Annotated in this window: 10 protein-coding genes; 4 read left to right on the forward strand and 6 right to left on the reverse strand. The window is 66.4% G+C overall.

Going from position 1 to position 13,323, the window contains the following annotated elements:
• Nucleotides 1-52: 52 nt before the first annotated feature.
• The 5 genes from ACODTJ_RS06955 to ACODTJ_RS06975 all read right to left on the reverse strand — a co-directional run bounded on the left by ACODTJ_RS06955 (nt 53) and on the right by ACODTJ_RS06975 (nt 8,479).
• Nucleotides 53-3,886 carry a CHAT domain-containing protein gene (locus tag ACODTJ_RS06955; protein WP_454657245.1) on the reverse strand — a complete coding sequence of 1,278 codons (3,834 nt, stop codon included), beginning with the start codon at nt 3,884-3,886 and terminating at the stop codon, nt 53-55.
• Nucleotides 3,883-4,773 (reverse strand): hypothetical protein, encoded by an 891-nt coding sequence (locus tag ACODTJ_RS06960; protein ID WP_488847961.1) that lies wholly within the window; start codon nt 4,771-4,773, stop codon nt 3,883-3,885. The genes ACODTJ_RS06955 and ACODTJ_RS06960 overlap by 4 nt, the downstream gene beginning before the upstream one ends.
• Nucleotides 4,770-6,248: a CHASE2 domain-containing protein gene (locus tag ACODTJ_RS06965; RefSeq protein ID WP_454657247.1), complete on the reverse strand. Its 1,479-nt coding sequence runs from the start codon at nt 6,246-6,248 to the stop codon at nt 4,770-4,772. Before ACODTJ_RS06965 ends, ACODTJ_RS06960 begins: the two co-directional genes overlap by 4 nt.
• A gap of 589 nt (nt 6,249-6,837) precedes the next feature.
• The gene (locus tag ACODTJ_RS06970) at nt 6,838-7,803 is read right to left on the reverse strand and encodes an alpha/beta hydrolase (protein ID WP_488847963.1); all 966 of its coding nucleotides are present in this window, start codon (nt 7,801-7,803) and stop codon (nt 6,838-6,840) included.
• Nucleotides 7,804-8,350: 547 nt separating this feature from the next.
• The gene (locus tag ACODTJ_RS06975; protein WP_454657249.1) at nt 8,351-8,479 is read right to left on the reverse strand and encodes a hypothetical protein; all 129 of its coding nucleotides are present in this window, start codon (nt 8,477-8,479) and stop codon (nt 8,351-8,353) included.
• A gap of 403 nt (nt 8,480-8,882) precedes the next feature.
• On the opposite strand from ACODTJ_RS06975, the gene ACODTJ_RS06980 reads away from it, so the two are divergent.
• The gene (locus ACODTJ_RS06980) at nt 8,883-9,458 is read left to right on the forward strand and encodes a hypothetical protein (RefSeq protein WP_454657250.1); all 576 of its coding nucleotides are present in this window, start codon (nt 8,883-8,885) and stop codon (nt 9,456-9,458) included.
• Between the two features lie 114 nt (nt 9,459-9,572).
• Here the strand turns inward: ACODTJ_RS06980 and ACODTJ_RS06985 are convergent, their stop codons facing one another.
• A complete protein-coding gene (locus ACODTJ_RS06985) occupies nt 9,573-10,016 on the reverse strand; it encodes an SIS domain-containing protein (protein ID WP_454657251.1) in 444 nt (147 codons plus the stop codon).
• A 106-nt stretch (nt 10,017-10,122) separates the two neighbouring features.
• Here ACODTJ_RS06985 and ACODTJ_RS06990 point away from each other — a divergent pair, with 106 nt between their 5' ends.
• From ACODTJ_RS06990 to ACODTJ_RS07000, 3 genes are all read left to right on the forward strand, one after another.
• Complete coding sequence (locus ACODTJ_RS06990; protein ID WP_454657252.1) at nt 10,123-10,905, forward strand: DeoR/GlpR family DNA-binding transcription regulator; 783 nt, start codon at nt 10,123-10,125, stop codon at nt 10,903-10,905.
• A gap of 10 nt (nt 10,906-10,915) precedes the next feature.
• The gene (locus tag ACODTJ_RS06995) at nt 10,916-11,929 is read left to right on the forward strand and encodes an ABC transporter ATP-binding protein (protein ID WP_454657253.1); all 1,014 of its coding nucleotides are present in this window, start codon (nt 10,916-10,918) and stop codon (nt 11,927-11,929) included.
• A gap of 68 nt (nt 11,930-11,997) precedes the next feature.
• Nucleotides 11,998-13,299: an ABC transporter substrate-binding protein gene (locus tag ACODTJ_RS07000; protein ID WP_454657254.1), complete on the forward strand. Its 1,302-nt coding sequence runs from the start codon at nt 11,998-12,000 to the stop codon at nt 13,297-13,299.
• Nucleotides 13,300-13,323: the final 24 nt, after the last annotated feature.

The following is a 13,323-nucleotide window of genomic DNA, read 5'->3' on the forward strand; positions in this document are numbered from 1 at the left end:
GCCTGCCGGGCCGTGCAGGCGCCGGCCGGACATCGGATCGGCGCGCTCGCGCTCATCCGCCCGCGCCGACGACGAAGAACGGTGCCCAGAGCGCCGGATGCGCGCTGTCGCCGCCCTTGACCAGTTCCCCAAGCATCGCCGTCCGCAAGGCCTGGGCCGGCGGCGTGCCGGCCGCCAGGCCGACGCCGAACCGTTCGATCAGGCTCGCCGTCGCCGCCGAGGCGACCCGCCAATGCGATACGACCAGTCCTCGTGCACCGGCGGCGATGAAGGCGCGCGCCAGCCCTGACAGGCCGTCCGCGCCCGGCCGTCCGTTCGGCGAGGCCGTGTTGCAGGCGGACAGCACGACGAGATCGGCATTCAGCGAGAGCGCGGCGATCTCGCTGGCGGATAGCAGCCCGTCCTCCTGCGGCATGGCCTGCGCCGGCGGCGTCAGGACGATACCGGGCTCGGAGATACCGTCGAGCTCGCCCGCAACGAGCGCATGGGTCGCGAAGGTCACGATGCGGTATTGCGAGAGCATCTGGGTCTTCACCCGCGCCTCGGTCGCCCGCGGTCCGAGCCAGACCGCATCCGCGCTGCCCTTGAGCACCCCCGCCAGCGCCCGCAATTCTGTGGCGGTGTCCGGCAGCGAGGCCAGTTGTCTGAGCTGGCTCAGCCGCTCGCTCGCCGATCGCGTTGCGATCAGGGTCATGTTCCCCCGTGTCTTCCAATCGGCGGGTCCGAGCACCGGGTCGCCGATGCCAAGAAACGGTTCCGCACCCCGCGAGGCGGGATTCAGCGCACGGAGCGTCACGAGCGAGCGGATATTCGGCAGGTTCGCTAGGGAGAGCTGTTCGATGAGATAGCGCGGACGGGTGCCGGCCGTAGCCGGCGGCTCGGCCAGGACGGCGAAGGGCAGGCTCTCCAGCGGGCCGTCGACGACGAGCGTGAGATGGGTCTTCCCGGCCAGCTCGGCGGCAAAGGGCAGGATCAGCGTCTGACGCAGAAGGATCGCGGCATCGTCGCGAAAGCGCTCCAGCTTGCCGTCGGCGATGTCGAGCCCGAGCCGGAGATCCGCGACCAGATCCGCGAGAGCCTCACGGCCGATATCGGTCTTGATCAGCTTGGTCGCGGAGGGCGTGACCAGAAGCAGATAGACCGAGCCTGCCGTGCTGTGGCTGCTCAGCAATGCCTCGCCCGGGCCGAGCGCGGCACGCAGCTCCTTCAGGGTCACGGGCGCGAAGGCTTCGGCCTCGACGAGGCGCGGCGCCTTCCGGGTCAGTTGCCTCGCCGTCTCCTCCAGCTTGCGGCGCGCCTCGGCCAGCCGTCGCGACGCAGCGAGCTTGGCCTCGTCGGTGTCCGCGCTCTCGATGCGCCCGCCCTCGCGCTCGATGAGATCGGCAAGGTCCTGACGCTCGCGCAGCAACCCGGCAACCGCCGGCTCGGATGCGGCGAGCCTGGCACCAAGGCGCGCCGTCGCATCGGCCGTCGCCGTCGCCCGCGAAAGCTGCATCGCCGTCAAGGCCCGGCCGGCCGCCTCGTCGCCATCCTTGCCGGCGAGGCTGCGCTTCATCGTTTCCGCCGCGATCGCGACCTGCAGGTCGAGCGGTTCGCGAAACCTGTTCGCCTCCCGCTGGCGATCCGCACCGGCGCCGCTGGCGCCGAGCCGCTGCGTGATCAGGGCCAGCACACGATCCGCCGCTGCGCTGGCGCCCGCAAGGTCGCCGACCTCGAAACGCGCCCTGGCCAAGGATGCCAGCCGCGGCGCGGCTTCCGGATCCCGGGCGATGAGGCCTGCGTCACGCTTCCCTTGGTCGCCGTCGACAAGCTGCGGCACGGCGGTCTGGAGATAGCGCAAGGCCACCTGCGGCTCTCCCGCAGCGAGCCAGAGCAGGCCCTCATTCATGAATTCGACGAGCTGGGACTCGACCGAGCCGGGGAAATTTCCGGCGCAGAGATTGTCGTCCACCGCCTTGTCGATGTCGGAGACGGAAGGCGCCCGGCCGGCCGCGCGCTCGCGCCCAACCAGCTTCATGACGGCGATGCGGCCGAAAGCACAGGAATGATCATCCGCATCGGTCTTCGCGCGCCGATTGATGGCGCCGTAATCGCGATCGAGGATGAGCGAAGCCGGCGATTCCGCCAGATTGACCCGCTTCTTCGCGCCGCCGCCCGGGGCGATCTCGTCATATTGGGCAAACCAGGCCGCCGCCACGTCGCCCGCAAGCCGCAGCTTCGGGTAGCGATTCACGGCCTGATACTGGAACGTGGATGCCGAGACCGCCTTGGCGCGCTCGAAAAGCGGCTTCTCATGATAGCGAACCGCGACATCCAGCGCGAAGACCATGCTCGGAACATGCTCCCCGCGGATCACTTTCGGGGTCGAGCGGTCATGCCCGTAGCGGGTCAGCATCGACCCGGCATGAGCGATGAAATCATCGCGCAGGACTGAATCGACCGCCGGCGGCAGCTTCTGCGCGAAGCTGAAAACCTCCTGGAGCAGGGCGACATCCGCCAATGGGGCAACGTCGCGGGCGGCCTGGGCCACGAGATCGACCGCGCGCATGACATCACCCTCGTCGCGGGCATTGCGCGCCAGGATCAGCCGCGCCCTGGCGACATCGCCCGGCTTCAACGCATGGGCCGGGAAGCCTCCGAGCGCGATGCGGGCATAATCCGTCGCCAGGCTGCGGCGCCCGTACTCCTCATGGAAAAGCGCCGCGGCGATGGCATCCTCGGCCGCGCCCCAGCCGCCAGTCTGGCCGGACGCCGGAGCCGGCCTCAGCTCGCGCGCCTTGTCGTACATCAGCTCGGCTTCGGCATAGCTGCCGCTGCCGGCCAGAGAATCCGCCACCATCCTCGCCATCGCAGCCGGATGCATACCGGGCTCGAACCCTCCAAAGGAGAAGGGAACGGCAAGCTCCATCGTACGCCTCAATTGCTCGACCGAGCCGTGCTCCGCGATGATGGCGATCGTCCAGGGCACGCCGGTGTAGACTGCGCGGGACCATTCCTTCGGATTCTGCCGCGCCTGAGAGCGCAGCTGCGCTTCCAGAAGCTCCGCCACCTTGGCGTTGCGGCCCGCCGACGCCAGGATGGGCACGAGGCGATCATATCCCATCGTGATGTCGCAGCCCCGGTTCCCGCTTGCGACGGTCGCATCGACGAGATCGGCCGCCGCCTTGCGCGCCTCGTCGGCGCGCCCTGCCTTGAAGCGGATATCGATCTGGCCGGCCCGGGCGGTCAGCTCCGGGCAGCGGGCGCCGGCCCGCTGATCGGCAACCATCGCCAGGACGCGCTCGAACCCCGGCAGCTCGCTTGCGCGCGGGAAGGACCAGCGCCAGGCCTCGACCAGCGCCTCCTCCGCCGCGCTCGAACGCCGCTGGCGCAGCAGTTGCAAGCCATCGGCGAGGTGCCGCGCGACCTGCGCGCGATCGGAGCCGTCGCGATCGAACCGCCGGGCCAGGCGATGGACCGCCTGCGCATAGACCATGTCCAGCCGCGCATCCTGCCCGACATAAGGCGCGAGCGTCCTCACCGCGGCCGACAGCACGGCTGCGTGCTGACGTTCGGTTGCCTTCGTGCCGTAGGCCGCCCCCAGATCCGAGAGCAGCACGCCGATGCGCCAGTCGGTCTTGCCGAAGCCGCGGCCATATTCGTAGTCATTGATGATGCGTTCGAGCTCGCGCGCCGACGCCAGGCGCAGCACTTCGACCTGCGCCGCGGTCCCGCACGGGACGAAGCGCCAGGGATCCACGGCGCGTTGCCGGGCGTCCGAATGGGCCTGATCGAGAACGACATAGGCGTCGTTCAGCAAGTCGCGCTGCTTTTGTCCCTGCGCCGTCGCCTCCCCGCCGAAACCGGCCAGCGCGGCGCAAAGCAGGGCTACGAGCAGCCGGATCATGATCGGGGCTTCTCGCCTGCGGCAAGGCCGGCCTTCAAGGCTCCGGCGGCCGGGAACGATGCCGCGATCGCGTTGAGGCGGGATGCCGCCTCGAGGAGATAGGCGCCGTCATCCTGCATGGCGAGCCACCCGGCCGAGAGATACTGGCGGTGCGCCATCGTCGGCGCCGCGGATGCCAGATCGGGAAGCGGCGGGATCGCGGCGACGACCTGAACCGGCCAGCGCACCGAGCGGCCGCGCTCGTCGACGATCACGATCTCGGCGCTGCCCGGCTTCAGCCGATGGCGCGCGAGCGTGGCTTCGCGGCTCTCGGTGCGCGTCTCCACCGAAACGCCCGCCTGCTCGATGCGAACCTTGAACGGCGCGTCGCCCCCGCTCCAGCCGAGCCATAGCGGCGCTTCATCGGCGACGATCTTCTGCGGCTTGCCCGCGCCCAGCCGAATGCGCGGCGGATTTCCCGCGCGCGTCACCAGATTCGCCGTCTGCGTTGCGCTGTACCAGCTGACAATCTTTTCGAGCGAGCCGACGAACTGGGCCACGGCCTGCAGATAGCTGCCCTTGCCCTCGATCACGGCGACGCAGTCCTCGCTTCGGGCGCCTCTCGAACAGATCGTCAGGGGGCCTCGCTCCCGCGCAATGACGATCGTGGTATTGGCATGCGGCGCCCGGATCCGGTCGCCGTCATGGATGTACTCGCCCAGCACCAGCGGCCTTTCCGGTGTGTCCGAACGCTGCAGCATCGCCTGCTGGGCTCCCGGAGACCATGGCTCGATCCGCTCGACGACGCCTACGATCTGCTTCTGGGTCTGCTGCGCCCACGCCTCTTCCATCGGCAGGGAGAAGAGCGCTCCGACGAATGCAATCGCAGCCTTCCGACGGGGCGTCACGGAAGCAACTCCTGGGTTGTGGATTGTGCGCGTGCCCGTGCCAGCCGGCGCGCCCGAAGCATCTTCAGCAGCTTTGCCAGGATGGCACTGGCCAGCAGGTAGAAACCGTACATCAGCAGCGAGGTTTTGATCGCCGCGATCGCCGTCGCCGCATCCAGCCCCGCATAGCCGGACGCAATCGCGAAGATCAGCAGGCCGACTGCGATCAGGACCGTCGCGGCCTCGGCCGAAAACGCCCGCCCGGCCGCAACACAGGCGAGGAAGAGGATAGCTCCCCAGAGGGCCGACGCGGGCAGGCCGCGCGGCGGATCGCTCTGTGCCATCCACCGCACCCCCAGCAGCGTGTTCGCGAGGATGTCGACACCGGCCATCGCGCCGAGCGGAGTCACATGGCTGTCCTGCGCATCGACATGGGTCGCGCCGATCAGCACGGCCCGGCCCCGCGCCAGATCGCAGGATAACCGCTGCTTCCCGTCCGCCGCCGTCATTGCCCCGCCTGTGCAGAAATCCGCCGACGCCCCGGCCGGCAAGCCGGCATCCGAGTCCAGAACTTCCAGCGCGGAGCGGAGTTGAACGGCCGGCACCGCCTGCCCCGACGCATCGCTCGCCGTACCCGCCGCATGCGCCCCGCGAATATCCCGCCAGAACGTGAAAGGGATGCTCAGCGAGCCACTCGCGGCGAAGGGTAAAGCGGATGCGCCTCCGGACACCGCTGCCGAGCGCGGCCCGCCTGCACAGTAGCGCTGCGCATAGGCATTGGCTGACCCCTTGAGCGCGACAAGACGCTCCGCCCTGCCGTCCGGCTTCTCGAGGATATCCGCGGCGATCGCGGCAGCGGCGAGGAAAGCACGCGCCCCCTTGGCATTTTGCGGATTGCACACCGCCTCGACCGTCCGCCAGGAGCGCACCACACCACCTGCTTCCTTGGCGTGGAGCGGAGAGGACCAGATGAGATTCGGCGCCTTCTCGACCACGGCCTCCAGCGCGGCGAGGGCTTCCTGCATGCCGTCCCTGGCCGCGTTGGCATAGGTCGGGACCGCGACGCTTGCCGGCCGCCGGAGAGCCTTGTTCTCCCTTTGGTACCAGAGCCTTCGCATCAGCAGCAGCGGCGCAACCTCCGCGCCGCGGCCGGCATAGGCCTCAAGATACTCCGTCACCTTGTCCAGGTCCTGGGCCGTCGCGGCCGACGTCACATCGACATCCACGAGAACAAGCGCCGCCTGCCGCCTGGAAGCCGCATCGATCAGCTTGAAGAGATCGCCCCTGGGCGTGGCGACGGGCTGCCCCCAATGTCTGAAGGTCGCATCGTCGATATCGATGACCGTCACAGCGAACCGGCCAGGCGGTTCATGCCCGGCGAAAGCCCGAATGCGCGCGAAATTGTCAGGATCCAGAAGCGCTTCAAGCGAAACGCCCGAGCGACTTTCTATCTTCATCACCACGAACAGCGCCACGATGATGGCGACAACAGCCACAACAGCCGCCAGAGGCAGCTTCGCAGCATCGGAAACCTTGAATACGACCCTTCTCAGAAACGATCGCACTCTTTCAAACCTGCCCCAGCCTCAGGCGAGCACCGCTCGCATCACCACCCCAAGGATTGCAAGCTATCGAATCCAAAGGGGACATCAATCACAATCTCACCTGACCCCGAGAATGATCTACGACACCCAATATGACTTCAATCTTGATTTGTATCATTTCGCCATGAAACTCAGTCCGAAAAGAACTAATCAGGAAACGACAGATACATAATCTTCCTTTCTCACTGATCGCAAACCGTTAGCGGCGAAGAATCCCCTCTCTCAAGCCGAAGCGAGGAACCGGGAGATGCAGCGCATCGCCGTGGCCCGTCAGCGCCCGGAATACGCAACTGCGTGAAATTGAGCTGCGCGCGACGACTTCGCAACGGCCAAGCACGCGCCGTTCTCGCGCCTGGAGCGAAACTCCAATGGCAAGCCCCCCAAAAGGCATCGGCCTGCCCCCAGCGTCCGAGCACCTTGGGGCGGCCGAGATCCCGCATGCTTCCGACCGCAGGCTGCCCGCGGCCGCTTTCGGCGCCAATCAACGACCGGCGATGGCGCGCAACGGAGCCGAAATCACCGTGATAGGCAGCTTGACGATGGCTTCGAGCGAATTCCTGGCGATCTCATCCGCCCCTACCGAGGATCGCTGGGCGGTCACGCCGCGTTCCAGCGCCTGCTGCAGTTGTGGGGCGATAACGGCAAGCTGAGCGAATTTCCCGTGATTGCTGGAATCCAACGCCTTCACCTCCGTCATATCGATGACGAGCGCGCCCAGCTCCGTCAGCTCTGCGGCATCGGCGTCGGCGCCGAGCCGCGCTTGCCCTCCCGCCAGGAAATTCGACAGACCGAGCGCCTTGTCGTCCTTGGACAGCACGATGATGAAGGGCTTCTTCGGCTTGCCGAAGCGGCGCATCTGGGCCTTGAACACGTCGATATCGATGTCCGGCGCTGCAAGGATCAACTGCCCGAACTTCGAGGTCTGAGGCAGGCCGCCGGTCATCTTGATCTGACGCAGAGCCTCGACGGTCACCCAGTTCCCCATCGAATGGGCCATGAGGTTCACTTCGTCGGCATTACTGGCGAAGACCAGCCGGATCGTCCGCTCGAGGTCATCGCGCGCGGCCGTCGCACTGTTGTTGTCATAGACGTATTGCGCGAGTTGCCCGCGCGATGCCCAGGTGAAGAGGACAGGAACGGCCGGCATCTTCGAGTCGTGGACGACCTGAGCGAAGCGATAGAGCCCCTCCGCGAACATGGTGTTGTAGCCGTGAACGAAGAGGAAGACGCGCCGCTTCCCCTTGGGCAGGGATGCCAGTTGCGCGTTCAGCGCTTGCACGAAGGCCTTGTCCCCGTCGAGGTAACTCGCCTGACGCGTCACGAAGTTGGTCTTGGGATCGCCCGGTGCCGTCGACGCCCACTCGATCTGGCCGACCTCATGATTGGGCGGAACGGAAACGGCGATCCGGGCGAAATCAAGCCGCTCGGCCCGCTCACCGTTGAACAACGTCCCTGAGCGGTCATCGCGCTTTCGCGTCGTGGCGACGAGAATCGTGTGGGTCGCGGCACCGACCTGCGTCTCGGTGACGGGTGAAAGGAAGCCCGCCTCGGGCCGTGCACCGCAAGCCGCGAGAACGAACGCTGCGGCGAGGGCTATGCCAAGCCGAAAGGACCTGACGAGAATGGGTGGCTTTCGTAACCTGCCTGTCGTTGACGCAACCTGCGAAACACTCAAGAGCCACCCCCCATTCGATATCCGCGAGAACGTCAGCGGCAGACTCTGCGACCATTGACGATCGCGCAGCGAACCGGCGCCGGCCTGACGACGACCGCACGCGGGGCGGGACGGCGCGCGCGCAGACGACCGCGTTCGCTTCGACCGGAACGGTGATCAACGCCAGTCCGAGCATGCCGGAAGCCATGATCAGGGCTTTCATGCGCGCTTCTCCTGCTGCTGACAATGGTGCGGCCGCAACAGCGGTCGACGAATTCGCTATCCGCCTTCGCATCCGGTCCCCGGTCGCAACGTAATCGGGAACCCGATGACTGAAGGGCTACTGAAGATATTTGACCTTCGCCTCGGAGATCTGGCCGTTGAAGGCGAACGGCGCCTCGTCGAAGTCATCCAGCGATACCGGCGAGCCTAGGTCGGTGCCGATGTCGAGGCGCGCCCGCGCAACCATCTCACTGCAACTCGCGCCCATTTCGGCGCGATGACGCTGCAGCGCGTGTGCTCACGCGAAGCTCCCTTGCGGCAGCCCGAAGAGATGCGCCATGATGTTGCCGTGACGCGGCGATCACTATTTGCACGGCCTGCCGGGAGGGCATGTCGATGGGTTTCATCGTCAAGCCGCAGCAACAAGGAGCTTTGGCCCCCGTTCGAACGGCGACGCTATTCAAAGACTGAAAACGTCGGCCTTCTGGCCATCAGGGCACATTTTCGATCGGCAGCCGGATCGAGCGAGAGTTTGGCGCGAAATGGCAATAATCTCAGCCGGCCTCACGATAGGATGCCGAGCACCGTACCGACATCAGGCTGCGCTGCCCCGTTGTTGCAAGAAGCAAGATCTGCGGAAGGAGATGGAGATGTTCCGGAAGCTGCGTCACGATTTCAACGATGCCGAGCGTCCTCTGGGAGGAACGCCGTTTCGCAACCCCGCACAGGAACATGGTGTCCCCTGCGCGTTCGACGCACAAAAGCCTATCCTGAGAAGAAGTCTGGCTATCCGGGCCGCCGCGCTGCTCTTGGGCCTCATGTTCGTCAGCGGGAGTGCGTACGCGCAGGCCCGCCCTGCCGGCCCACCGAGCGCCACGGTTCGCATCAAGCAGCTTCAGGTCGCGTTCATCGGCTCCGGTGCGATCGGCGGCGGCACGCTGCGCTTCCGCAACAAAACCTACGAGATCACGGTCGGCGGCCTCGGCGTTGGAGGGATCGGCGCTTCGAAGCTGACGGCAACCGGAAAGGTCTACGGCTTGACGGACGTGGCGAATTTCGCTGGCGCCTACGGTCAAATTCGCGAAGGCTGGGCGATCGGTCAGCAAGGGCGGGGCACGCTCTGGCTGCGCAATGCCAACGGCGTGATGATGCGCCTGGCGACGCAGAGACGCGGCCTGCAGCTTTCTCTGGGAGCGGACGGCGTCCTGATCGGCTTCAAGCGGTAGATCCTGAGAAACCTCTCCCGAAATCCGGACCTCGGCATGACCGCCGGCGCATGCGTTGTCGAAACGCCAGCGAAGCTATCCCTGCACACGCATTCCGAGCTTCATCCGCTTCCTTCAAGAGCCTTGCTGCACGCGCGCGGTGAGCAACACGAGCACGGCATCGAGCAGGACATACATCGCGACCCGCCCCGTCGGGATGAAGATGTCGCTCTTCGACTTGCGATAGGCATTGAGCGCGATGTTGACGTCGGAAAGCTCGGCCACGAGCGCATCGGCCGGCGATAGCGAGACGATCCGCGCGCCCGCCTTGCGCGCGATCTCGATCTTCGAGACCAGATAGCTCGTCAGGCCGGAATAGGAGAGCGCGAAAACCACGTCGTGCGACGTCAGATGCGGCGCTGAAACCATCTGCAGCGTCGGGTCGGCATAGGCGACGCTGGCCATGCCGAGCCCCGCCATCCGGTGCTGCGCCTCCGCCGCAAGGAAACCTGAGCCGCCACCGATCAGCGTCACCGCAGATGATTGAAACGTCCAACCAAAATGATCGATTTCGCTCATAGACTCCCAAGATTCGATGCAGCACCAACAAAGATTCGATTGACATCCGTATCTCAATGATCGTTATAGATCATAAAAATGATCACAATCGATCACGGATTCAGGGATGAACGCTCCACTCTCCGGCCCCCAGCGGCAGGCGCGCCTCCTCGACCAGGCGCGTGCGCAGCATTTCGTCGACGTCCAGGCGCTGACGGAGCTGTTCGGCGTTTCCGTCGCCACCATTCGCCGCGACCTCGCCGAGCTTGAGACGCAAGGGCTTCTGCGCCGGACCCATGGCGGCGCCCTCTTCGTCGATCAAGTCACCCGCGATCCCGCCAATCGCGACCGCACCGTCGCCAATGTCGAGGCGAAGCGCCGGATCGCCCGGGCAGCGGCCGATCTCGTGGTGGATGGCGACACGGTCATCGTCGATGCCGGCACGACCTCGCTGGAGGTGGCGCGGCTGCTCGGCGCCCGCAGCGGGCTGACCATCATCACCAACGGCCTCGACGTCAGCCACGAGCTTGCGAACAACGCCACCGGCAGCAACCGGCTCTTCGTCATCGGCGGTGAATTCCACGATGTGAACCACTCCTTTGCCGGACCGCTCGCGGCCGAGGCGATGCGGCGCTTTAATGCCGACAAGGCAATCCTCAGCGTCTCCTCGGTCGATCTCGACCGCGGCACGATCGGCCTGTCGAGCCCGCAATTCGCCTGCGTCCAGCAAGCCATGATCGAGGCTGCGAAGGCCACCATCGTCGTCGCCGACGCCTCGAAATTCGGCCGCGCCTCGCTCTCCGTCGTGGCGCGCTTTTCCGCGCTCGACTGCATCGTGACGGATCGCGACGCACCCGCGGAAGCCGACCAGAAGGCCGTCGCGCACGGCTCCCTGCTCGTTCGCGCCTGAGGAGGGCACCATGTCGGCAATCGAAGTCCGCGGCCTGACCAAAGCCTGGGGCACGAGCCATGCCGTCGACGACATCTCCTTCCGCGTCGAGGAAGGCGAGTTCCTGGCCCTGCTCGGCCCCTCCGGCTGCGGCAAGTCGACCACGCTCCGGCTGATCGCCGGCCTCGACCAGCCGACATCCGGCAGCATCGTCATCGGCGGGCGCGACGTCACCGAACTGCCGCCGGCGAGGCGCGCGCTCTCGATGGTCTTCCAGTCCTATGCGCTGTTCCCGCATCTGAACGTCGCCGACAACATCGTCTTCGGCCTGTCGGTGCGCGGCGTCGCGAAGGCGGAGCAGCGCGATCGCCTGGCCAGGGTCGTCGACATGCTCGGCCTCGCCCAACTGCTCGAGCGCAAGCCCTCGCAGCTCTCGGGTGGCCAGCAGCAGCGCGTCGCGCTCGGGCGGGCGCTGATCGCCGAGACCAAGGTCTGCCTGATGGACGAGCCGCTCTCCAACCTCGACGCCAAACTACGCCACGAGATGCGCACCGAGATTCGCGCCCTGCAGCGCCGGCTCGGCATCACCATGGTCTTCGTCACCCACGACCAGACCGAGGCGATGAGCATGGCCGACCGCGTCATCTTGATGCGCAAGGGCGGTATCGAGCAGAACGGCACGCCCGCGGCCCTCTACGAAAAGCCGGCCTCGACCTTCGTCGGCGGCTTCATCGGCACGCCGCCGATGAACGTCATCGACATGCCCGCGGCCCTGCGCGCGCCCGATGGCAGCGGCCGGAAGCTCGGCATCCGGCCGGAGCACATCGCCTTCGCCGAAAGCGGCCTGAAGGTCACGGTCGAGGGCGCCGAATATTTCGGTGCCGATTCCGTCACGGCCTGCCGCATCGACGACCAGACCCTCTTCGTGCGCACGCCCGGCCAGCCGCTGAAGGCACCGGGCTCGGAAGCCTACCTCACCTGGCCCAGCAAGGCCGAAAGCCATTTCGACGGCCAGTCCGGGTTGCGGATCGAGAGCGCCGCCTAGCAGCCGGTCCCGGCTGCCCACCACGCGTAACAAGAGCGGCACCATCGCCGCGAGAACGGGAGGACACCATGAAGAGCTCACGCAGGACGTTCAACAAGGGCGCGCTGGCCGCGCTCGGCTCGCTCGCGATGCCGGCCGTCGCGCGCGCCGCCGACACCAAGATCAGTTTCTACTACCCCGTCCAGGTCGGCGGCCCGCTGACCAAGGTGGTCGACGGCTATGTCGCGAAGTTCAAGGCGGCCAATCCCGGCATCGAGGTCGAGGCCGTCTATTCCGGCAACTACAACGACACCACCACGAAATCGTTGACCGCAGCCAAGAGCGGCACGCCGCCGACGGTCGCGGTGCTGCTCGCCACCGACATCTACACCTTCCTCGACGAGGGCGTGATCGAGCCGTTCGACAGCTTCATCAAGACCGACGAGGATCGCAAATGGGTCGCCGGCTTCATGCCGGCCTTCCTGAAGAGCGCACAGGTCGACGGCAAGCTCTGGAGCGCCCCGTTCCAGCGCTCGACCGCCGTGCTCTACTGGAACAAGAAAGCCTTCGCCGAGGGCGGGCTCGACCCTGAGAAATACCCGACGACCTGGGACGAGATGGTCGCCTATGGCAAGGCGGTGCTACGCAAGGACGCCTCCGGCAAGGTCACGCGCTGGGGTGTCGGCATTCCCGGCAATGTCGGCTCGTCGCAATGGCTGTTCGGCGCGCTCGCGGCCCAGAACGGCGCCTCGCTGTTCAAGGAGGACGGCACCCAGACCTTCCTGTCCGATCCCAAGGTCGTGGAAGCCCTGCAGTTCTGGGTCGACCTCAGCAAGGTTCACGGTATCCATCCGCCCGGCATCCAGGAATGGGGCACCACCCCGGCCGACTTCCTGGAAGGCCGGATCGCGATGATCTGGACCACGACCGGCAACCTCACCAACATCAAGCGCAGCGCCGGCTTCGATTTCGGCGTCGCGCCCTATCCGGGCAAGGTTCGCCCGGCCTCGGTGCTCGGCGGCGGCAATTTCTACATCTTCTCCAAGGCCTCGGCGGCGGAGAAGGAAGCGGCCTTCCGTTTCGTGAAGTTCATGACCTCGGACGAGCTGCTCGCCGACTGGAGCGTCCAGACCGGCTATGTCGCGCCGCGCGACAACGCCTGGGAGACCCCGACGCTGAAGAAATATGTCGAGGAGATGCCGGCCGCGACCGTCGCCCGCAAGCAGATCGCCTCGTCGGTGCCGGAATTCTCGACCTATGAGAACGCCCGCACCACCAAGGTTCTGAACGACGCGCTCGGCGCGGCGCTAACCGGGGCCAAGGCTCCGCAGGCGGCGCTGACCGATGCACAGGCCGAGATCGACCGCATCCTCAAGCCCTACCGCAAGTAATTGGTATCGCATCGGATCTTTCCG

The organism is Allobosea sp. FG18, from assembly GCF_057809495.1.

Bases quoted from the DNA above. Each gene is read 5' to 3' on its own strand.
- ACODTJ_RS06975 (WP_454657249.1), bottom strand. From the start codon at position 8,479: ATGGTTGCGCGGGCGCGCCTCGACATCGGCACCGACCTAGGCTCGCCG.
- ACODTJ_RS07000 (WP_454657254.1), top strand. From the start codon at position 11,998: ATGAAGAGCTCACGCAGGACGTTCAACAAGGGCGCGCTGGCCGCGCTC.
- ACODTJ_RS06980 (WP_454657250.1), top strand. From the start codon at position 8,883: ATGTTCCGGAAGCTGCGTCACGATTTCAACGATGCCGAGCGTCCTCTG.
- ACODTJ_RS06990 (WP_454657252.1), top strand. From the start codon at position 10,123: ATGAACGCTCCACTCTCCGGCCCCCAGCGGCAGGCGCGCCTCCTCGAC.
- ACODTJ_RS06995 (WP_454657253.1), top strand. From the start codon at position 10,916: ATGTCGGCAATCGAAGTCCGCGGCCTGACCAAAGCCTGGGGCACGAGC.
- ACODTJ_RS06955 (WP_454657245.1), bottom strand. From the start codon at position 3,886: ATGATCCGGCTGCTCGTAGCCCTGCTTTGCGCCGCGCTGGCCGGTTTC.
- ACODTJ_RS06985 (WP_454657251.1), bottom strand. From the start codon at position 10,016: ATGAGCGAAATCGATCATTTTGGTTGGACGTTTCAATCATCTGCGGTG.